At 35.6% G+C, this 22,140-nt stretch carries 19 protein-coding genes and 1 pseudogene; 9 read left to right on the forward strand and 11 right to left on the reverse strand.

Annotation, left to right across the window (positions count from 1 at the left end; all coding sequences use genetic code 11):
* Positions 1–264: 264 nt before the first annotated feature.
* Together ACOWPH_RS19440 and ACOWPH_RS19445 are read right to left on the reverse strand one after the other, a co-directional pair.
* Positions 265–2,850: a GAF domain-containing protein gene (locus ACOWPH_RS19440; RefSeq protein WP_015217036.1), complete on the reverse strand. Its 2,586-nt coding sequence runs from the start codon at positions 2,848–2,850 to the stop codon at positions 265–267.
* Positions 2,851–3,110: 260 nt separating this feature from the next.
* Positions 3,111–3,272 (reverse strand): ribbon-helix-helix protein, CopG family, encoded by a 162-nt coding sequence (locus ACOWPH_RS19445; protein ID WP_015217037.1) that lies wholly within the window; start codon positions 3,270–3,272, stop codon positions 3,111–3,113.
* A 628-nt stretch (positions 3,273–3,900) separates the two neighbouring features.
* On the opposite strand from ACOWPH_RS19445, the gene ACOWPH_RS19450 reads away from it, so the two are divergent.
* Complete coding sequence (locus ACOWPH_RS19450) at positions 3,901–4,806, forward strand: hypothetical protein (RefSeq protein WP_015217038.1); 906 nt, start codon at positions 3,901–3,903, stop codon at positions 4,804–4,806.
* Between the two features lie 745 nt (positions 4,807–5,551).
* On the forward strand, positions 5,552–6,856 hold the full coding sequence (locus tag ACOWPH_RS19455) for a Tudor-knot domain-containing protein (protein WP_015217039.1): 1,305 nt from the start codon (positions 5,552–5,554) through the stop codon (positions 6,854–6,856).
* A gap of 166 nt (positions 6,857–7,022) precedes the next feature.
* On the opposite strand, the gene ACOWPH_RS19460 is transcribed toward ACOWPH_RS19455, so the two are convergent.
* Positions 7,023–7,157: a hypothetical protein gene (locus ACOWPH_RS19460; protein WP_284697386.1), complete on the reverse strand. Its 135-nt coding sequence runs from the start codon at positions 7,155–7,157 to the stop codon at positions 7,023–7,025.
* A 234-nt stretch (positions 7,158–7,391) separates the two neighbouring features.
* Positions 7,392–7,668 (reverse strand): annotated as a pseudogene (locus ACOWPH_RS19465) (XisI protein).
* Between the two features lie 341 nt (positions 7,669–8,009).
* Between ACOWPH_RS19465 and ACOWPH_RS19470 the strand changes: the two are divergent.
* A complete protein-coding gene (locus tag ACOWPH_RS19470) occupies positions 8,010–8,627 on the forward strand; it encodes a hypothetical protein (protein WP_015217040.1) in 618 nt (205 codons plus the stop codon).
* 69 nt (positions 8,628–8,696) lie between these two features.
* Here the strand turns inward: ACOWPH_RS19470 and ACOWPH_RS19475 are convergent, their stop codons facing one another.
* From ACOWPH_RS19475 to ahcY, 5 genes are all read right to left on the reverse strand, one after another.
* Positions 8,697–9,863: a hypothetical protein gene (locus tag ACOWPH_RS19475; protein WP_015217041.1), complete on the reverse strand. Its 1,167-nt coding sequence runs from the start codon at positions 9,861–9,863 to the stop codon at positions 8,697–8,699.
* Positions 9,864–10,013: 150 nt separating this feature from the next.
* On the reverse strand, positions 10,014–10,556 hold the full coding sequence (locus ACOWPH_RS19480; protein ID WP_015217042.1) for a hypothetical protein: 543 nt from the start codon (positions 10,554–10,556) through the stop codon (positions 10,014–10,016).
* Positions 10,557–10,737: 181 nt separating this feature from the next.
* Positions 10,738–11,070: a XisI protein gene (locus ACOWPH_RS19485; protein ID WP_015217043.1), complete on the reverse strand. Its 333-nt coding sequence runs from the start codon at positions 11,068–11,070 to the stop codon at positions 10,738–10,740.
* Entirely contained in the window at positions 11,058–11,477 is a 420-nt protein-coding gene (locus tag ACOWPH_RS19490; protein ID WP_015217044.1) for a XisH family protein, read from the reverse strand. Before ACOWPH_RS19490 ends, ACOWPH_RS19485 begins: the two co-directional genes overlap by 13 nt.
* 119 nt (positions 11,478–11,596) lie before the next feature.
* Positions 11,597–12,874: an adenosylhomocysteinase gene (gene ahcY, locus ACOWPH_RS19495; RefSeq protein WP_015217045.1), complete on the reverse strand. Its 1,278-nt coding sequence runs from the start codon at positions 12,872–12,874 to the stop codon at positions 11,597–11,599.
* Positions 12,875–13,241: 367 nt separating this feature from the next.
* Here ahcY and ACOWPH_RS19500 point away from each other — a divergent pair, with 367 nt between their 5' ends.
* Positions 13,242–14,909 (forward strand): mechanosensitive ion channel family protein, encoded by a 1,668-nt coding sequence (locus tag ACOWPH_RS19500; protein ID WP_015217046.1) that lies wholly within the window; start codon positions 13,242–13,244, stop codon positions 14,907–14,909.
* 322 nt (positions 14,910–15,231) lie between these two features.
* On the opposite strand, the gene ACOWPH_RS19505 is transcribed toward ACOWPH_RS19500, so the two are convergent.
* Both ACOWPH_RS19505 and acnB read right to left on the reverse strand, forming a co-directional pair.
* Positions 15,232–15,561, reverse strand: a complete 330-nt coding sequence (locus tag ACOWPH_RS19505) for a hypothetical protein (protein ID WP_015217047.1) — start codon at positions 15,559–15,561, stop codon at positions 15,232–15,234.
* Between the two features lie 175 nt (positions 15,562–15,736).
* Positions 15,737–18,367: a bifunctional aconitate hydratase 2/2-methylisocitrate dehydratase gene (gene acnB / locus ACOWPH_RS19510; RefSeq protein WP_015217048.1), complete on the reverse strand. Its 2,631-nt coding sequence runs from the start codon at positions 18,365–18,367 to the stop codon at positions 15,737–15,739.
* Between the two features lie 146 nt (positions 18,368–18,513).
* Between acnB and ACOWPH_RS19515 the strand changes: the two genes are divergently transcribed.
* The 5 genes from ACOWPH_RS19515 to ACOWPH_RS19535 all read left to right on the forward strand — a co-directional run bounded on the left by ACOWPH_RS19515 (position 18,514) and on the right by ACOWPH_RS19535 (position 22,020).
* Complete coding sequence (locus tag ACOWPH_RS19515; protein WP_015217049.1) at positions 18,514–18,645, forward strand: hypothetical protein; 132 nt, start codon at positions 18,514–18,516, stop codon at positions 18,643–18,645.
* Between the two features lie 398 nt (positions 18,646–19,043).
* On the forward strand, positions 19,044–20,288 hold the full coding sequence (locus tag ACOWPH_RS19520) for an NYN domain-containing protein (RefSeq protein WP_015217050.1): 1,245 nt from the start codon (positions 19,044–19,046) through the stop codon (positions 20,286–20,288).
* 154 nt (positions 20,289–20,442) lie between these two features.
* Positions 20,443–20,715, forward strand: coding sequence for a BrnT family toxin (locus ACOWPH_RS19525; RefSeq protein ID WP_015217051.1), 273 nt, complete (start codon positions 20,443–20,445; stop codon positions 20,713–20,715).
* Between the two features lie 4 nt (positions 20,716–20,719).
* A complete protein-coding gene (locus ACOWPH_RS19530) occupies positions 20,720–20,917 on the forward strand; it encodes a hypothetical protein (protein WP_015217052.1) in 198 nt (65 codons plus the stop codon).
* Positions 20,918–21,066: 149 nt separating this feature from the next.
* On the forward strand, positions 21,067–22,020 hold the full coding sequence (locus ACOWPH_RS19535) for a class I SAM-dependent methyltransferase (RefSeq protein WP_015217053.1): 954 nt from the start codon (positions 21,067–21,069) through the stop codon (positions 22,018–22,020).
* Positions 22,021–22,140: the final 120 nt, after the last annotated feature.

Here is a 22,140-nt window from a genome sequence, read left to right on the forward strand (position 1 = left end):
CTAGAGGCTATACAACCTAATATGCAGTTATTTTTGAGGTTTTACATCTTCTTTTTTAAGTTTAATTACAAAATAATAAAAACAATTAAAAAACAAAAACTTAGGCTAATTGAAATTAAAATAAGCCCAATACGGCTAAATCTTGGAAATTAATACGGTAATTAATCGGGCTTTTTTAAATTCATATTCATGAGCAGTGTGTTAGGCCAAAAGCCATAACACACCATAAAGATGGCAAATTATTTTCCAGCAAGCCATTGAAGCTTATTTTTCGTTAAACGTCCAAACACCATCATCCCAAGTTTGATCAGATGGCGGTGACTGTATCCAATGCTGACAACGGCCTAGATATAACATAGAGGCTTTATCATTGTTATCAGCTAATAAAGCTTTGACAAACTCCGATTGAGCTTTGACAAACTGGCGTTGAAGATAATACTCACGCCCTTGATGATAATGCTCAATTAGTTCTAGTTTGGTATCACTAATCAAATCAGAACGTAAACCTAGCAACTCATAGATAGCTACTGGCTCATTTCGTCCTTTAACGCGAATATAATCTAATTCCCTCGCCCAAATATCTTTTTCGCAGATTCGATATGTATTATCGCTGACAATAATATCGCAACCATACTGTTTACTGACACTTTCCAGTCGGGAACCAAGATTAACACCATCACCAATAGCGGTAAATTCCATCCGCTTACTAGAGCCAATATTGCCACTAATAACAGTATCAGAATTAATACCAATGCCAATTTTGATCCTAGTTTTATTCACAGCTTGACGACTTTCGTTCAATTCTTCTAAACGAGAGCGCATTTCTAGAGAAGTTTGCACTGCCATGCGTGCGTGTTCTTTTAAAGGTAGAGGCGAACCAAATACAGCCATAATGGCATCGCCAATATATTTGTCCAATGTGCCTTTATGTCTAAAAACAGCCTCGACCATGGATTCAAAATATTCATTCAGCATACCCACCACTTCCTCAGCTTCCATATTTTCTGTGAGGGTGGTGTAGCCACGAATATCAGAGAATAAAATAGTAACTTCTTTGCGATCGCCCCCTAGTTTAGCATCATCCAATTTCAGCAGTTCTTCTGCCAACTCCTGAGTCATATAACGATACATAGTACTCTTGAGCCGCTTCTCATCACTAATATCATCCATGACTACCAGTGCGCCACAAACTTGATTTTGGTCGCTGGCATCAGCAATAGTATTAAGTGATAAATTAATGCTATGCTGTTCGTTGCTTGTAGTCAAAAGTGTGCGGTCAGGGTAATATTGCTGGCTAGTTTTTAAATCTGTTGCGTGTAAAGCATCTACAAACCACTTACTAAAATCACCCTCCTTAATATTCACAACATCACTAACTAATCTGCCTTCCAAACGTTCTTCGTCATCAAATCCTAATAACCGTTTGGCGCTTTCATTAGCAGTGATGATATGCCCTGTTTTATCAGAAGAAATTACACCATTAGAAAGACTCCGCAGAATATCTCGCTGCATTTGTTCTTGTTGTTTAACTTTGGCAAACAATTGAGCATTTTGTAGCGCCACACCTGCTTGAATGTTAAAAGCTTCCATGAACTCTTCATCATTATGATCAAAACTAGCTTGGAAGCATTCGGGAGCATCAGGCCAATTAGCCGGATCATAAGGAGGAAAGTCTCCCAGTTTCTTTTTATTAACTAACTGGGTAACACCAATCAACTCTTGATCGCTGTTAAACACTGGCATACAAAGTAGGCTACAGGTGCGGAAGTTAGTTTGTATATCCATAGCTTTAGCCGTTTCTGAGTCTGGATGCTCATATAAGTCAAAGGGAATATTTAACTTCTTAGCAGATGCAGCAACTATACCAGCAAAGCCTTTACCCATCGGTACTCGCAATTCCTTGGGTAAACCATTATCCTGAGTGATTGTTGTCCACAATTCATTGCGATCGCGGTCTATTAACCATAGAGTACTGCGATCGGCATTCATTAATTCCTTAGCCTCAGCCATTACCCGTTTCAGGGTATCTTCTAAATCAAGACTACTTTGACTCAGAGACTTGATTGCCTTCATTAGAGCCGCAGCAGCCCTTTGTTTTTGTGTCGCAATATAAAAAGAGCGAGATGACTCTAAAATTAGACGAATTGAAGGTGCAAAATCTTGAAATAATTTCTCATCAGCACTAGTAAATCCATTATTGTCAATACGCTCACACAGGGGATCTTCGGGATTATGTACGTATTTTAATTTGTTTAATAATTGTACAACCGCCACCAATTTTTCATCTTCATTTAACAGCGGTAAAGCTAACATTGTGTAGGTACGGTAGCCATTTCGTTTGTCTTGTTCTTGAGCAAATCCTGACCGCTCATCTGTATAAAAATCAAAAGGTATATTGACTACCCGCTTGAAAGTTGCAACTTCACCGGCAATACCTTTATCCGCTGGAATCCGAATCTCTAATGGTCGCTTACCTTTCCCCTCAGCTAAAATAGACCAGAGTTCTTGGTTTTCTTCATCCAATAAAAATATTGTTGTCCGATCTGCTCCTAATAATTCCCCTGTTTTCAAGGTGATCGAATGCAGCATTTCCTGTAGGATAGTTTCAAAACCCTGATAATCCAGCATGGATAAGGTTTCATTGACAATCCTTAATTTATGCTCTACTTCCTGAACTACTTGTTTGAAAGTATCTTGAGTCAAGGGCGCAAGAAACTGAGAAATAGATCCTTTTCTTGTAGCTAGACTAACTACAGGTGAAGTATTTTTTTGTAACTCATAGACTTCTTGATTATTAATATCAATAATCAACTCTGTAGACTCTTCAGCATTCGGGTTTTGCACTGACATAATTTATTTGATATAGTAGGATTTAGAATTTACGACTGTTCAACTGTACTATATAATTTATCTTAGGTTTTGCTTCTAACTATCATTGCTTGACAGTATACACTCTTTGTTTAACCAGGGTAATCCTGTGGAGGAAAAAGGCTGAACAACTGAGAATTCATGTTAGAGCTAAAAATTACTTGCATAGTGTACCCAAACTCAGATATAAAAGCAGGAAGCTTTACCAATCATTATATAGGATATGGGAATATAAGCGGTTTTTAAACCTCCTTATTTGTTCTTTTGATGCGACGTTTCAATCCACGTATTAATTCACGCAATACATCTGTTTGATTTCTACCTGTTTGTTCACAATACTCTCTCAGTAAATCTTTCTCTGGCTGGGTCAATCTAAAAGTTATGTAAATTTCAGGTTTAGGCATATTTCAGATACCATTAACTGAGGTATCTTGATTTTAGTAGATTTGGTAATTACAGGAAAGAGCAATAAGTTATATTATTGCCAATGGATGAAATAGCCTCAGTACAAGTATTACCCATCTAAAATTCAAAATTGGTATCAATTACTTCCAAAAAATCAGATTAAGGAGACTATCCACCTTAAAAACTATAGGTGCAGTTGGGGTTTAGGGACTTCCAAATAAAAAAATTTACAAAAATTTCTTGTGGTGCGGGACGAAAAGCCCGCAAATTATCAAGGACGGGCAGGATACCCATCCCACAAGATTAGACAATTTATTTTCTGGTGTTCCCTTAGTATTGCTCTAGCTGCATAAATTTACGTAAAGAAGTTGCAATTATTGTCTAAAATTTAGTACATATACCAGAAAAATAAAAGGACATTGTTTTTCGTTCGGCAAAATTCCCGAATTATCATTTGTGGTGAAAGTATAATTTCTCGAATAAAATCATTTACTCTAAAGTTTTATTTTATACATAAAATTGTGAATTACAAAAAGTAAACACATCGGTTATTTCGTACAACCTTAATATAAAATCTAACGTGTAATTGAATTTACAGAAACAATAAATACCACCAAGTCATTTACCATGAAGAATTGGCAGCAACGCTTTTTTTTAGGCTTACTTTGTTGTGCTTTCTTAATTTTTGGATGGGAGCAGAGAGTATTAGCTGAAGAAATTACAGATAATAGTACACAGATACTAAAAGCACAATTAGCTCAAGCAGAAGCACCTGTTAACGTTTATGAGTATCTATTGCAATATCAACCGGAAACTTACAATGTTTTGATCAAAACATTAGCAGATAGTATTGAAGATGCAAAACAGCCATTAGCAGATGAGGTAGTTAGCAATCTTTGGGCATTGTCTCCAAGTAATCCTAAAATTCAATGGAGAGAGAATAATGGTAAAATTGAATATCTAATGTCTACTTGGAAATATGTGAATAACCCAAGTGTAGATTGGCCAATAGGTGCAAAAAAACAACTTGCTTATCAAACTTGGTTTACGGCATCACCACAAGTTAAAGAATTTTGTCAGCAATATAAAGCCATAGATGCCAATATTCCTGATAATGTTGAACTTTCACTGCGGTTACAACAGTATTTAGGGTTGATTTTAAATAAGTATTCTACTAAAACCCATTTTGTGGAAATGTGGGTAAAAGGAGAAGATTTAATTAGACCCTGTATTGATCCAGAAATTGACGATGCCAGTTGCAATCTTTTACCTTTACCAGTGCCAGATAGCAGTTCTGTAATCAAGGCAATATACACCAATTCTTACACCAATGCAAAAAAGGAATATTATCCTTGGTCAGGGTTGGGTTATACCTATGATTGGGGAAATCTACAAAAACCCCATGTAGGTCCGAGTGAGTTTATTATTAATCCAACCGCAGAAAAAACTGTGGAAGTAGAAGTTGTTTCTGTAACACCAACTCAGGAATATTGTCAACAACAGTATATTTCATCTAATCAGTCGTTAAACTAGATTTAAGTTCAAATCTTTTTTTAGCAAATGTAGGGACATTTTCTTAAATGTCTCTACTGATTTAGAGGCTGTTTCAAAAGTGGTAACTGATGTATTAAAAACTTTATAGCAATTTCCAAGCTCATGAAATACACCCCACCCACGCTGTCGCGCACCCTCCCCTTACCAAGGGTAGGGTTGGGGAGGGGTAATTTTGTATCTAACTAGAGTGGGAAAGGCTATATATCCTCCTCAATCCTCCTAAAAAAAATAGGACTTTGAGCAGGTTATTCCACTCCGAAAAAGGGAGAGTTAGAGGAGATATTGATATAAGCTTAGACTTTTTCAATACCCTTTTAGAGAATAGTTTTAACATTCTGGTTTTTACTTTTTTTAAAGCAGTTATAAAGACGCACTGCATTTTTAAATGAACTTTCAAATCTTAAAACAATCTTAAATTACATGGGTATAATCTTTCTGATATCAATGCCTAAATTCATTACCCTATAACGATTGCAGCATCTTTTAGTACATCTGCACGTAGTAATTTCAAATTAAAACGAAAGTTACTTTTTTACTAGTTTAGGGAACTCTATATAATACGATTTAACTACCCATGCCGACAGTAGTATGTTGCTGCTCCTAGTGCATAGGCAGCAATGCAGTCAATGTCTTGATTTACCAAGTGTTGTACTAACTACCAACTTTATTCTATGGGCTTGTCTGAACTGTATTTTCATCCCATTTTTGGTTTTAAGGATTACTTATGGAGAAATCAATTATTCAGTTGGTTGACGAGTTATCAACTGATAATATTACCGTCAAAGTTTTAAAAGCTGTCGATTATGTAGCACCAAGTCAATGGAACAATTTGGTGGGCTTTGACAATAGTATCCGTGCCATTACCGGAGAAACTGATGCTAAGGTAATCCAGAAAATTCGGGAGCGTGCTGTTATTTTATATCACGATCCTCAACAGGGCTACCAGAGCGCAATTAAGCTTTATCAAACAATTGATAAAGCAGATACAGCTATGGCAGCGGCGGCTTTAGCGAACAAAGTTGGTGAGAAAATTGGTGTTCTTTCTTTTCTCACCAATATTACACCCAAAGCAGACCTCACCCAAACGATTGATTTGGTGTTGAAACTTGCTGTTGAAATCATAGTTTTCTGCAAACTCAATGGTATTCCTCAACCCAACCCCCAAGAGTTTGCCAAGTCTCTAACCAATAACTATCAAGATGCCTCTCTCATGAGGATGGTAGCTCTAGTTTGTTTAGATGGAATTCTGCCATTAGGTCCCGACTTCCTGAACAAAATTCATCAACTCATTAGTGGCACTGACGCTAGTCAAATAGCTCAAAACCCAGTTTTTTCAGCTATTAATAGCTCTCTACCAGGCAATAATCCCACTGAAAAACTTGGTTTTATTACTCAAGGTTTTAACTCTGTACAAGGCTGGATATCTAATTTAGTATCCAAGACAGGTATAACTCCGCAATCAATTTTTAGTAGTTTGGGTAATTTTATTCAAATTGCTGATGATAATCTAGACTTTGTAGCAGCATTCATCGATCAAACTACCAATTATTATGAGCATACAGGGATTCAAACTGTGGCTTCTAGTTTGATCAAGCAATCCCATATTTTAGTTAAACAGGAAATTCAACAAGAGGAAAAATCATCAGTCCGAGAGATATCATCTACTGTAAAAGTTGATAATAAGCAGTATGCAGTAGGAACAAAAGTAGAAGTCTGGGATGAAGAAGAAGAAGATTGGTATTCTGCAACTATTGAGAAAGTCAAAGATAACGAATACTTTATTCATTATGATGGTTACGGGTCATCCTCAGATGAATGGGTTGAACCAGATGATTTGCGTATCCGCGACAAAGCTGCATCTGATGATAATGGATACGCTGTGGGTGTAAAGGTCAAAGTTTGGGATGAGGATAATGAGGATTGGTATTCTGCAACTATTAATAAAATTCAGGGTCAACAATACTTTGTACATTACGTTGACTATGACTCATCCTATGATGAATGGGTTGATCTAGACGATATTTGCTAACTACTGAGCAAGTATTATTGGAATAAGAAGGCTGTTGTCTTTGTTTACTTTTTTAGTTGACTATCTGTTAAGTATGGATATTGCGTAAAGATTCTAATTCATTCATATCAGTTACAACTTTACGTAATATTTCACTGAAATAGAAAACTTCATAGTTAAATGCAAGTCATTTTTGCAGTTGCTTCCACAAACTAATACCTTCTTGTTCAAAAGCCTCTTTAGCCTCTAAACTGGGAAAACCTGATGAATTAGGATATTCCCAGTTGAATTTTACATCGTAAATGTCAGCCCATTTTTCCAACCGTGTAATATTTTCTGGATCTTCGGTACTTGTTATGCTAAATTACCGATCATCAGTAATTTGTCAATTCTCCTTTTCTAATGCTATTTTAACGGTGTTATGAAAAATGTCTTTTGCTGACATAAAAAATTTGAAATGATACTTTATCTGAGATAATATCTAATTTTTAAGATTTTAAGTAACTGCAAATTCTGTATATTGTCTGATATCGGCTGGTTGGAATGCTAAAACAATTTAATTTTTAGGAATACCAGCGTTAACAAGTTCGTTGGCTATATCGTATTCTGTTCCGTCTCTTTGAATCCAGATTTTATCGTTGATTATGTCTATATGAACTAAGCAACCATGCACTCGTTGATTATTTTCCCAGCAAGAGTGTTAGTAGTAGGTAATGGTTGGCGGTTTGGTCTATTATTAGTTGTCTTTCTAGTTCACCGTAAGCGTAGGAAAGTTGGGAATATTCGGTTAAGATTTTTTGAATGATTTGGCGATATTTATCTAAGGTATCCATTGCAGTATAATCTCTTGTTTGGAGTCGGAGACAAGTAAACAAAGGCGTTGATTTTCTAACAATTTTTTACCAACTGGTTTTTGAAATAGTTCTGAGTAGGTTTTTTGACTAATAGCAAAAAGCCCTGACGATTAGAAATCGCGGCTATACAAACGAAGTCCACCTGCGTGGACTAAAAACAAGATTTTTGAACCCGCGAAGGCGGGTTTTGTCTGTGTAGACGCGAATTATATTCGCCGGGTGTTCATATTGACATATGAGCATTATTTATACAATAATTGTGGATATCAGAAAAAAGCAGTCACAAATATCAGTTTTATAAATAACTCCAAAAGTAAAGTATGGAAATTCAAATATATGCACCCCTAGCAACTGCATTTGCAGGTTTATTAGTTGGGTTCTTTGCAGAACCTGTTAAAAACTGTATAAATAGTAAATGTAAGCGTAGACAGTTACGACATTCTTTATATAAAGAAATGGCTAATATGTATGTTAGTTTGAAAGATATTGAACTATTTAGAGGAGGTATTACTATACAAAAAATTGTAAATCAAATCTCGCAGTCTCAAAATGAATCTAAATTTAATACAACCGAATACGGAAAAAGAATTAATACCCATCAAACACTTTTGCATAGCCTGAAGTTTATATCTACCAGATGTTATGAACACACAAAGAACGAAATATTGCTTTTTTATGAACTAGATGAAGCGGTAGATATTGATGCTATTTATATCAGTTTATTTGCCTTATTGCACACAGAAAATATAGAAAATATTAACTTAGATTCTGTATTTGATAAAATTTCTGAACTAACTAAGATAATTGAAAATTTTGCAGAAACAAAAGAAGTTAGTACAGATTTATTTTTTAATACTTGCAAACATAAAATAATAAAGAAAACTGTAATGTCATTCATGTCACCTATTACTGTCCAGAAAAAATTAACTATAAACTAAATATATCAACCCTCAATGATATACAAGATTTATGGTATTTCTAATCATTGGATAATTATTAAATTTCAATCATTTTAATTCTTTAAGAGGTATTTTTACTCTAATACAAGTTGCTTTCTCTGTAAATTTATCCTGCCTAACTTTCTTCATATCATATTCAATATCACCATTATATTTCTTCTTGCATGAAGGGAAAATTATTGCAATCGGATAAGGTAGAGGTGTATTTTCTGGTTCATCTAATTCACATAATTTATCTAATTCACTAACCTCTTTATAAGATTTTAAAATATCTTTTATTTTTGATTTTAAGTCTTCATCTGTGAATTCAAACTTGCTGTACTTTATAGACAAAAAATTATCATAAATAACTTGACCACTTTTTAATTCATATATTTTTATACTATAATAGATAGGTCCTTCTTGATCTTCATATACTTGACTGCTTATCATACAGCATATAAAATATTTTTTATTCTTGGTGAAGAAGAATCTGTTCATTCTGTCAGTTATACACTCTAATACTAATTTATTGACATCCCACACTTTTATTAAAAATTTTCTATCTTTATCTTTATTATCTACAATCCTGGAATATGTCATGATAAATTTATCATAATATTTTAGAGTAAATTTTTCATAATCTTCTAGAGTAAAATCTTCTTCTTGCTGGATAACAATATTACCCTTTAGAACATCATAAATTTCAATACCGTTTCCGTGGAATAAAGCTAAGTACCAGCGATTGTTTTTAATAAAAAATTGAGCTTCTTTAGTATGTTCATAAACTTTGAAAATTTTCTCTATAAAGAAGAAAGGTTCAAGAAATTTTTGTATAGCACCAACTACACGAATACCAAGATGTAAAATCATCAGAATCAAAGGAATAAAAGCTAATAAAGGATAAGTATAAGATATTAATCCAAAAAACATAATTAAGTATATTGGCAACATTACTATAAAATGAACTACATGAAATAAAATACGGTTATTTATGATTGGTTCAATAAGATAAGGAACTAAAAAAACACCAATATGTAAAATCATAAAAATCAACATAATAGAAGCCATACCAGGATCATGAGCAGATATGGATACAAAAAACAAAAATAAGTATATTGGTAAACATACTATAAAAAAAAATACAGCAGACTCTACTCCTCCCCTTGCTTGCGATTTTAGTGTCTTTTCGCTAGGTATCTCTATTGTTAATTGGGTTGAATTTAGTAGTTTCATAATCCAAATAGTTAGAATCGTCAATAAAAAATTTACCTTAACTTAACTAAGGTATAAGATAATTCTGAATAATAAGTAAGGTTAATTAAAATGTAACCCAACACAATCAAATCACAAAGATGTTGGGTTTTCTCAACCAAACCTACATAACTAACTCTCAACAATTATTGAAAGTTTCTTAATTCTCTCCTGAATATCGTCTCGTTTTGCAACATCAACTTCCCATTTATCTACACCACAACAAATATGTTCACAAAATTCATCTACTTCTAATCGTAATTCTTCAAATCGTATATTTCCATCATCATCAAAATAAGTTGTTCTTACCGGATGTTTAGATGACTCACCTGATTTTGATGGAGTTACAAATATAAATTTATTCAGTGATTTCAGTGATTTACTAGCCTTTTGATTTGTAATATCGTCTTGTCCATTATGTAAGTAAGCACATCTTAAAGCATAACAATCGTTTCCACTAAGCAAAATTACTTCTACTTTATCGCTATCGTTATACTTGCCACTATACTCTCCTTTTATATAAGTATCATACCAAAGCCTATAGCGATCTCCTACCCCCTTATTAGGGTATTCTAGCCAACCACAAATATCCGGTAATGTTAATGCACTCGCAAGTGCAGCATACCAATTACCCTGTGCTATGGCTTGTCGTACTGCTTCTTTAAGTTGTTTCATAATCAAATTCCTAAATGTAATTTAATACATGATATTAACAGATTTTAGTATAAAAATTATCTTTTCTTCTCTTCTTCCTTCGTGTTCTTCGTGTCTTCGCGGTTCGTAAAAAAAAGGGATAAGCAAAACGCCTATCCCCAAAAAACTAACTAATCATCAAGTTACCAAAATATAAAAAAATCTAAACCGATGCAAAACCAGTAAACTGTCTCACATAAGGTGATCTAAAACCTAAAACAATATCTGATTTCGGTACACCTAACTCTACTAATTGATGAGGAATTCCTTCTTCCGTAAAATCCCTTTCAATCCAAATTTTTCCATCTTTAATACTAATATGAATGGGACAACCATAAATTCTATTTTCGTCTTTCCATCCTGTATATATTAATAAATAAATATCCCGTTCTGTATCAAAGACAATTTCTGTATTTTCTAAATCTTCCTCTGCTTGGTCTTTGGCATATTTAGAGATAATATCTTTTACTATCTCTTGATAATTTAAGGTTTCCATAACACTATTTCCTCCTTGTTAATATCAAAAACTAATAATTTAATCTCATAAGTTTGTAAAACAGTTTGAATGAAACTATCAGTAAAAAACTCTTGATATATATCTTGAGATATCGCTAAATATAATATTCTTTCAGGGTCTTGCTGTCCTAATGCTATCCTATAATTCAAAAATTGACCAATAGCTGTATGAAATTCAGAAATTGCTGAAAGTCCTATAAAACTTTTTACTTCCACCGCTATCTTTTGATGATCTTTTTCAGCGCCAATTAACTTTTCTGCACCCAAATCGATCCTAATCTTAACTAATGCTGTCAGTCGAAAATATAAAGGATCATCAGTAATTAACCAACCATCTTTTTCTAAAGCTAACCTAACTGCATTGTGAAAAAAATCTTTCGCTGACATACAAACTTACAATAACACCCTCCTCCCATTATATTCTCTCTCTGTGCCTCCGCGCCTCTGCGTGAGAAAAAAAGGGATAAGCAAAAAGCCTATCCCCAAAAAATCAACTAATCAAAATATCAAGTACCAGACTGCCAAGAATTGATATAGTCAATTTGATCTGCTGTCAAACTATCAATGAAAATGCCCATAGCTTGCAACTTCAAACGAGCAATTTCTTCATCCACTTCTCTAGGAATAGAATGCAAACCAGCAGCTAAACTACCCTTATTCTTCACCAGGTATTCAACAGCCAAAGCTTGGTTAGCAAAACTCATATCCATAACTGCGCTAGGGTGTCCTTCAGCAGCAGCCAAATTAATCAAACGCCCTTCTCCCAGAACGACAACGGATTTACCATTTGTCAACTTATACTCTTGGGTGAAAGGACGGACATCCTTGATTTCCTTAGCATTAGCGGCTAAGTATTTCAAATCAAGTTCCAAATCAAAGTGACCAGAGTTACAAACGATCGCACCGTCTTTCATTACATCGAAGTGTTCACCCCGAACGACGTGCTTGTTACCTGTGACAGTAATGAAGATATCACCGTGAGGTGCTGCTTCCGCCATTGGTAGCACACGGAAACCATCCATAACGGCTTCAATTGCCTTGATGTGGTCAATTTCGGTAACGATGACGTTTGCACCCATCCCACGGGCGCGGAGGGCTGTACCCTTACCACACCAGCCATAACCGACAACGACAATAGTTTTACCAGCTAACAAAATATTTGTAGCGCGGATAATTCCATCTAAGGTAGATTGACCAGTACCATAGCGGTTATCAAAGAAGTGCTTGGTGTCTGCGTCGTTGACGTTCATTGCGGGGAAGGTGAGAACGCCTTCGTTAAACATGGCACGTAACCGCACGATACCTGTGGTGGTTTCTTCGGTGCTACCAATCAAATCAGCGATTTGGTTTTGACGATGTTGAACTAATTCTGCTACCACGTCGCTACCGTCATCAACAATGATGTTGGGGCGATGATCTAAGGCTATTTGGACGTGGCGGCTATAGGTAGCGGCATCTTCGCCTTTTTGAGCAAATACGGAAATTTCATGATCAGCTACAAGACTGGCTGCTACGTCATCTTGAGTTGATAAAGGGTTACTAGCAATTAAAACTGCATCAGCACCACCGGCTTTAAGAGCGATCGCTAAATGTGCTGTTTCTGTGGTCACGTGGGCGCAAGCTGAAATACGCAATCCAGCAAAGGGCTTTTCTTTCTCAAAGCGATCGCGGATTTGCTTCAATACAGGCATTTCTCGTCCAGCCCACTCAATCCGTTGTCTTCCCAAGGGAGCAAGGGCGAGGTCTTTAACCTCGTGCTTTAATCTGGGAGTAGTTGCGGTCATTCAAATTATCCTCTAAAAAAGAAAAAAGGTGCTTATACCTTTACGTACTTTAATAGATTATTTCACGAGTAGCCATATTTGCCGTTAATTAGCAATCAGCTAGTCAATAAGTCCTCAGCACTAGCTTCACCTTGGATATGAGCAATATCAACGCCCTATCTAGCTTTTTTCTTTTTCATCTTTCTCTGGTAAGAGTATTATCGACGTTGACTTTTAGTTTTGAATTAATTCAACCCTAAATATGATCTGTCTAAAGATAGACAATAACCAAAAAAGTGCAAATATCATCATCTTTAGGTCAATATTAAACCTTAGATAGGTACATTTACTCAACTTTTTTGGTAGAAAATAACTATCGAAATACTCAATGATAGATTTTGCTCAAGGAGGTTTTGGATTGCGTTTAAAATTTTTGGCGATTGCAGGTTCAATGGTTATTACTATTGTCTCTGTACCAAAAGCTACAGCCCAGATTCCTCTTTTGCCTTACTTACCAAATCCTAGTAGTGTAAATAATACTTCCGAAAACACAATCGTTTCAGAATGGGTTTATTTAGATGGTCGTCCTCTATTTCAGATCGCTGCATCAAAAACCGATGTTTCAGAACGTTTGCAAAATATCCAGCTTAATTTGCAGGAAATTAGCCAGGATTACTTTTATTCATCGACACAAAAACTTAATGTGCAGGTTCGCAAACTCAGGGATTTGCCAGTAATTTATGTCAATGAAAAATACTTGATGACGGTTAATTCCGATGATGCTAAATTACGTCAGGTAGATTCTTTAACACTCACTAATCAAATTGCTGAAGATTTACAAAAAGAGTTAGAACTGGCTAAAAAAGAACGCCAAACTTCATCTTTAATCGGTCAAGGTAAAATTGCAGGTAGTCTTGCTTTAGCAATGCTTTTGACAAGTTTACTAATATATCGTTATCAACGCCGGTTTAAAAAAGATGATGTAGAAGCGGTTTCACCAACCAACGAAATAGAACAACCGATTACAACCCAACTCAATCAACAGCAACATCAGCATTTAGCAGAAGTTCAAAAAAGACTCTTTCAATTAACTCAAACGGGGATTTGGGGTGGTGGAAGTTTTATCGTTTTGGGTCTGTTTCCCTACACACGAGCATTACAATTAGGTATCCTCGCAGCTGCCCAAATTCCTTTAAAAGTAGGTATTGTAGTATTAGGAACCTACGTAGCAATTCGGTTTAGTTATGCCCTGATTGATAAATTTACTACAACTTTAATCAGTGGTGGTGTTTTATTAAACTCAGAAACTTCTGAACGGATGCAACTGCGAGTTTCCACATTTTCAGGAGTGACAAAAAGTATTACTACCTTGATTTGGATGGGAGTTGGTATTTTACTCACCCTCATTGCATTGGGTATAGATATAGTTCCTTTATTAGCAGGTGCTGGTTTAATTGGTGTAGCTGTATCCCTCGCTTCTCAGAACTTAATTAAAGATGCTATTAATGGCTTTTTAATTATCCTCGAAGATCAATATGCCCTTGGTGATGTCATTAATGTAGGAGATGTGGGCGGTTTAGTAGAAAATCTCAATTTGCGAATGACTCAAGTCCGGGACGCAGAAGGACGTTTGATTACAATTCCCAACAGCGAAGTTAAAATAGTAGCCAATCTTTCTAGTCGTTGGTCACGGGCTGATTTAACTATTCCAGTTTCCTACCAAGCCAATATTGATGAAGCTTTGCAGTTAATCGAAGACGTGGCTGTGAAAATGAATCAAGAACCCTTTTGGAAGCGGCAAATTATCGAAAAGCCGAGTATTTTGGGAATTGATAATTTTAGCGATCGCGGTATGATGATTCGCGTATGGATTAAAACCCAGCCCCTCAAGCAATGGGATGTAGCGCGAGAATATCGTCGTCGTCTCAAAATTGCCTTAGACCAAGCCGATATTTCCATTCCAATACCACAACAAGCAATTTGGATCAATGATTCTCACTTGTTAAATTATGAAGGTAATAGCGCATCTAGTCCTGAAGTAGGTAGACATCTTTAAATCACCAATCCCCTGGAAGCGCAGGGCTGTTTCATTACCTCGTTCCTAGTCTCTGACTAGGAATGCTATCACAAAGGCTCCGCCTCCACTCTCATTAGTAGCACAGCATGGCTATAAACATGGGCAGAGTCTTCTAAAAGAATGTTTGAAAAGTAGTTGCTGATGTATTAAAAACTTTAGATCCTCCTAAATCCTCCTTTTTAAGGAGGACTTTGACTCTAATTACCCCCCTTGTTAAAAAGTGTTAAAGGGGAATAGCTTCGCCATGTAAGCCATCAGCAAGTGTCTAAAATCACCACCCAAAAACTTTTCAAACACCCTCTTACCACCAAACTCGATTTCCGTCTTCATCTACTCGCGCTTGACGAATTATATCAGAAATTTCTTCTGCATCTTTGACATGGTGAAGTGCTTTTTGCTCACCTTCAGGAGTTTCAACAACAAAATAAGTGGGAACTGTAATATGATCGCCTGTAATATCCGGTGAGTCTACAGCAATTTGTTGAGATTTTTCTGCAATTGATTGCGGTTCCTCAGCAATTCTATCCCCAGGATTAGCAGTTAATTTCTTTTTTTTGACATTTAGTTCTTTTTTAGAAAAGCTATCTTTATCTACTGGCTGATTAATTTGTTTATCTTGATGATCAGTCATGGGTTTTACCAAAATAAAATTTTTGCTATCACTAATATCAATTTAAACAATCAAATTCATAAGTCGCTCTTTCTTAGGAAAGAGTTTAAGAACGAAATTAAAATTTGGACTCAGACTAAAGTTAGAGACGGGAGCATCCCAGTCAGGTGAGCCATCAAGACTCACCCCAATTACATTATACTAAAGCTGCCTGTTCCTCCTTACTAATCACCCTACCCTCATCTTCAAAACCGGCAATTTGATCAAAGTTCAAATAGCGATACAAATCATCAGCGAAAGGATGTATTCTTTCGGCGACAATATCCAAATATTCCTGCACATTAGGAAGTCTTCCCAATAACGCACAAACTGCTGCTAATTCTGCCGAACCTAAATACACTTGTGCGCCTTTTCCCATGCGATTATTGAAGTTACGAGTCGAGGTAGAAAACACCGTTGTATTATCATCAACTCGCGCCTGATTTCCCATACATAAACTGCATCCAGGTATCTCAGTTCTTGCATTTGCAGCTACGAAAACATTATAAACACCTTCTGCTTTTAATTGGTGTTCGTCCATACGAGTTGGAGGCGCTATCCACAAACGAGCTTTCACCTCACCTGCACCTTCTAAAACCTTTGCAGTTGCCCGATAATGTCCGATATTTGTCATACAAGAACCAACAAATACTTCTTGTACTGGATCATTAGCAACTTCTGATAATAACTTAACATTATCTGGGTCATTGGGAGCAGCAACAATGGGTTCTTTGATTTCACTTAAATCAATTTCAATTATTTCTGCATATTCGGCATCTGTGTCGGCAGATAATAATACAGGATTTGCTAACCATTCTTCCATTTTTGCCACTCGGCGCATAATGGTTCGCTCATCATGATAACCCCGTGCTACCATGTTTGTTAACAAAGCAATATTGGAACGCAGATATTCGGCGACTGTCTCTTCACTCAATTTAATTGTACAACCTGCACAAGAACGTTCTGCGGAAGCATCGGTTAATTCAAAAGCTTGTTCTACTTTCAAATCTGGTAAACCTTCAATTTCCAAAATCTTGCCAGAGAAGATGTTTTTTTTGTTCTGCTTCTCTACAGTTAATAATCCTTTTTGCATAGCAACATAAGGAATTGCATTCACAACATCCCTCAGTGTTATTCCTGGCTGCAATTCTCCTTTAAATCTGACTAAAACTGATTCGGGCATATCTAAAGGCATGACACCCAATGCACCAGCAAACGCAACTAAACCAGAACCAGCAGGGAAGGATATACCCAAGGGGAAGCGAGTATGTGAGTCTCCACCTGTTCCCACTGTATCCGGTAATAACATCCGGTTTAACCAGGAGTGAATGATACCATCACCAGGACGCAAGGCGACACCGGCACGTTGGGCGAAAAAGTCGGGTAGTTCTTGATGGGTTTTGATATCTACTGGTTTGGGATATGCGGCTGTGTGACAGAAGCTTTGCATTACTAAGTCTGCACTGAAACCTAAACAAGCGAGTTCTTTTAATTCATCCCTTGTCATTGGCCCTGTGGTGTCCTGAGAACCGACTGTAGTCATGATTGGTTCGCAAGATGTCCCTGGACGTACTCCTGGTAAACCGCAGGCTTTTCCGACCATTTTCTGCGCCAATGTGTAGCCTTTTCCGGTGTCGGCTGGGGCTTGGGGACGAATAAATAAGTTACTTGGTTCTAAGCCTAATGCTTGACGGGTTTTGTCGGTGAGGGTACGTCCAATTAGTAAGGGAATACGTCCACCGGCGCGAACTTCGTCCAAAATTGTGTCAGGTTTGAGGCTGAAGGTGGAAATTACTTCTCCTGCGGCGTTGGTAACTTCGCCTTTGTAGGGATAAATGGTGATTATGTCACCGGTTTCCATTTTGGTGACATCGCATTGTATGGGTAATGCACCGGCATCTTCGGCTGTGTTAAAAAAGATGGGAGCGATCGCACTTCCTAATATATAACCCCCAGCCCGTTTGTTGGGAACAAAGGGTATATCATTTCCCAAATGCCATAATACAGAGTTAATTGCAGACTTACGGGAAGAACCTGTACCGACAACATCACCAACGTAAGCAACGGGAAATCCTTTTTTCTTCAACTCTGCAATGGTTTCTAAACTTCCTGGTTGACGAGTTTCTAACATCGCCAAAGCGTGCAAAGGGATATCCGGGCGAGTTGTGGCGTGGGTTGCGGGTGATAAATCGTCGGTATTGGTTTCCCCAGGAACTTTAAACACGGTAACGGTGATAGCTTCTGGTAATGTGGGACGGGAGAGAAACCACTCTGCTTCTGCCCAAGAGTTGATCACTCTTTTAGCGTAGGGGTTGGTTTTCGATAATTCCAAAACATCATGGAAAGCATCATACACCAACAAAATTCTGCTGAGTGAAGAAGCTGCGTAGGCGGCTATTTGTTCTCTTCCTTCCCCTTTCATGACCAAGGGTGTTTCTGAAGATGTTGATACAGATGTGGTGGAAACTTGGAGTAAATCAATTAAGGACTGTACATTGTAACCGCCTATCATTGTTCCCAGCAATTCCACTGCGTCTATTGGTGAAACCAAGGGACTGGTTATTTCCTCTTTCGCAATAGCAGTGAGAAACCCAGCTTTTACATAGGCTGCTTGGTCTACACCGGGGGGAATGCGATCGCGCAATAAATTTAATAATAACTCTTCTTCGCCCTTTGGTGGATTTTTCAGTAATTCACACAACTCTGATGTTTGTTGTGCGTCTAACGGTAAAGGGGGAATATCCAGTTGGGCGCGTTCTTGGGTGTGTTGTTGATATTTTGCTAACATGATTTAGCCTTTTTCCTGCTATGTTTTGTTTTCTTTATTTTATTGTAAGGGAATTGTTACAGGAGTTACTGGTAAACGAATTTGTCAGAAACAAACAATTTATAGATTATTATTTTTAATAGAATCTTTATTCTATGTAATTTACTATGGTTTCAAAACAAATAATTCAAGAAAAATTAGAAAGTTTAACAGAAGAACAACTTAATCAAGTTTATGATGTGATTGAACAATTAAGTATTGCAGAAAATATCATTAAAAAAACCTATTTTAATGTCTAAATTACGAAAAATTTCTATTGATGCTCCCGAAGATTATTCGGTTAAAATTGCGATTAGTTTTGGGAGAGATATAGATGAGGACTAAAATTTTCGTAGATACTTGGTTTTTTGTTGTTTTAATCAATAGGAGTTGTGAACAATGAAGGTGAGAAAGGAAGAAATTAAAGCCATGATTCTACAATTTCCTGTATAAGAAATTAATGAATTAATGGAAGAAATTAGGAAGGCTTTGGAAATGAGAGAGTTTATGAAATTAGCAGAAACAGGATTTACATAATGGTATGACCCAGAAGAGGATATTTGTTAATCGAATTATTTTTTTAACAATAATTCTACTTTAAAATATATTTTCAGACTACAATAAACATACCATATAAAGAGAGAAAATAAATTAATATATGATAGATAAAGTTGGCATTTTTTTAGATATTGAAAACTTAGCTGGTTGGCTAAAATTAGATGGAGGAGAAACGCTACTTGATAGAGCTAGTGAATTAGGTAGTGTTGTAGTACGTCGTGCTTATGGGGATTTTAGTTTACCATCTGTTAGCAAAAGACAATCTGAATTAAATTTATTAGGATTTGAGTTTGTTCATGTTTATCATCCAGTTAAAGGGAAAAATTCTGCTGATATTCAAATTGTAGTTGATGTGATGGAATATTTAACAAGAGTTCCTGATCTTCAATGGTTTGTATTAGCTACAGGTGATGCTGATTTTTCTCCATTATTTAGAAGATTAAAAGAGTTAGGAAAATCTGTTGTTGGAATTGGTCCCAAATCTAAATTAAGTGAAGTTGTCAAAAAATCTTGTAACCGCTTTATTTATACAGATACAAATGTTACAAACATTGTCACAAATATTGACATAACTACATTTCCTATAAACAATAAAGAACTGCAAGAATCTTCTTTAGAACTATTAGAAAAGATTTTAAATAGAAATACCGATCAAATTCCTGTATCTGTCCTTAAAACAGCAATTTTAGAACTTGATCCTTCATTTGATGAAAGAAATTTTGGTTATTCAAAATTTTTATCATTCTTAAAAAGTGTTCCTGATATTGTTAGTTTAAGATTAGATAAACAAAAAACAACTTGGTTTGCTAAATCAGCAGAAGATAATAATGATGAAATAAAAATTTCATCTGAAGATCAAAATAATCAAAACCAAAATATACAACTACAACCTACACCGGATTTATATAAACGATTATTAAAGAAAATTGGATTACGATTATGCAAGAAAAAATTACTATGTGAAGCTTTTGTCAAACTTAATCAAAAGTTTAAAGATAAATTCAGCACATCAGAACAACTGGAATTTTTATTTGATACATTTGATAATCTTTATAGTCGTGGAGAAATTAGAGCAGCTTCTTTTCTCCTTTATAAATGTGGTTATATTATTAAAAGTGAAGATGTAAATGATACAGCTAATTTATCGCTAATAACAACCTTTTCTCAAGAGTATGTACTTATAAAAATTGACAAAATTATTTTATCACATATTTATTATCAATGCCAAAATAAAAATATCAAATTTATACCTGATTTATGTATATCTTTAATGATAAGTAATTTTTTTAAAAATAAGAACAAAATTCAAGAAATTATATCTCAGTGTAAACTAGAGCATGAGTAAAGTTATCGCTCAAGCTCTCAACCTCTCATCCTCAAAAGTAACTCCATCCTTTAAGTCCTTAAATCCTGATATGGTTTGCGTCACGCTACGCTATCAGACAAAATGATATAGTAACTTGAAAGAGCGAATTTAATCTAAAATATAATTATCAACTATGGAATTTGAATGGGATACAAAAAAAGCAGAATCTAACTTATCCAAACATGGAGTTTCATTTACAGAAGCTCAAACAGTTTTTGATGATCCACTCTATGTTGATTTTTATGATCCTGATCATTCAGAAACAGAACATCGTTATATCATTATAGGAGAATCATCAAACAATCGTATCTTGTTAGTTTCCTACACCGAAAGAGAAGATATAATTAGAATTATTAGTGCTAGACAAGTCACAAAACAAGAACTCAAAGCTTATCAAGAAGGTTAAAGCAATGGAAGATGAATTAAGAGAGGAATATGATTTAAAAAGTCTAAAAGTCAGGAAAATGGGAGCAAAGCGTAAAAGTTTTGGTAATACAATTATCAAACTAGATGCAGATGTAGCAGAAGTTTTTCCTAATGCTGAATCAGTTAATGAAGCTCTGAGATTTTTAATTAGAATCAGCAGAGAAAATCAAGTTCCATTATAAATTAAATTCTGTAAGTTGGGTTTTTCAACCCAACATTTTTATTTATAACTAAAATCAAAAATAACCTCATCCTAAAAATCCTGATTCAGAAAATACCCGAAATTAGCTACAATATAAATAATTATTGTACCTCTATACTTACTGTTCAGATGAATACAAAAATCAAACCAGACTGGGCTGGACAAGGTTTACTTTCTCAGTTTGTCAACCTGCTGATTAATACTAAACCTATCTACAGCTTAATGAAACAACAAGCTAGGCAAGTAATGATTAAAACTGCCGAAAAAAACGGTGTTGCTTGGCGTAAAAATTACGAGAAACTAGAAGCATCAGGAATCAAAGAAAAGCTGACAGAAGTTGTTAATCCCAATGTAGTTTATCCTGAGTACTACAAAGTTCCTTTTCATGCTTATAGTGAAGGTAATCTTTGCTGGAAAGCGGCTTTTGAAGCTCCCAGTGCTACCTATGCTATGGGATTACGGGTATGGCCAAAAGAGAAAATTACTTGGCAAACTGCAAACCACAGATTAAGGTCAAGTTTTCACGAAGTTTTAGGCACTTATGTCACTCAAGATGTGCAGGATATTTTAGATATTGGCTGTTCAGTTGGTATTTCTACTTTAGAAATACACCGCTATTATCAACAAAAACAAAACCATCCAGTTAACACAATAGGTTTAGATTTATCTCCCTATATGTTGAGTGTAGCTAAACAGTTAGATGTTGATAACGAAATATCCCAATGGTTGCACACTCAAGCAGAAAATACAGGATTAGCAAATGAGTCTTTTGACTTAGTAACTCTCCAATTTGTTACTCATGAACTTCCTAGTTTTGCTAGTCAGGCTATTTTTCAGGAAGCTTTGCGGTTGTTACGTCCTGGTGGTTGCTTTGCCATAGTAGATAATAATCCAAAATCACCTGTAATTCAAAACTTACCTCCTGTACTATTTACACTGATGAAAAGTACAGAACCTTGGTCTGATGAATACTATATGTTTGACATAGAAGGGACTTTACAAACTATAGGTTTTGAGGTACTAACGACGGTTTCTACTGACCCACGACACCGTGCTATTGTTGCTAAAAAAACAATTTTGTAAAAGTGTAGTTTGTAGGGAAAATTTTTATTTATCCCTACGTTTAGATTGATTTTAAAAACCATTCACAATATCATCACAACTGTCAATCTTTAAATACTGATTCAGACTATTAAACATCCA

The organism is Anabaena sp. PCC 7938, assembly GCF_049315035.1.
Classification (GTDB): Bacteria; Cyanobacteriota; Cyanobacteriia; order Cyanobacteriales; family Nostocaceae; genus Anabaena; species Anabaena cylindrica.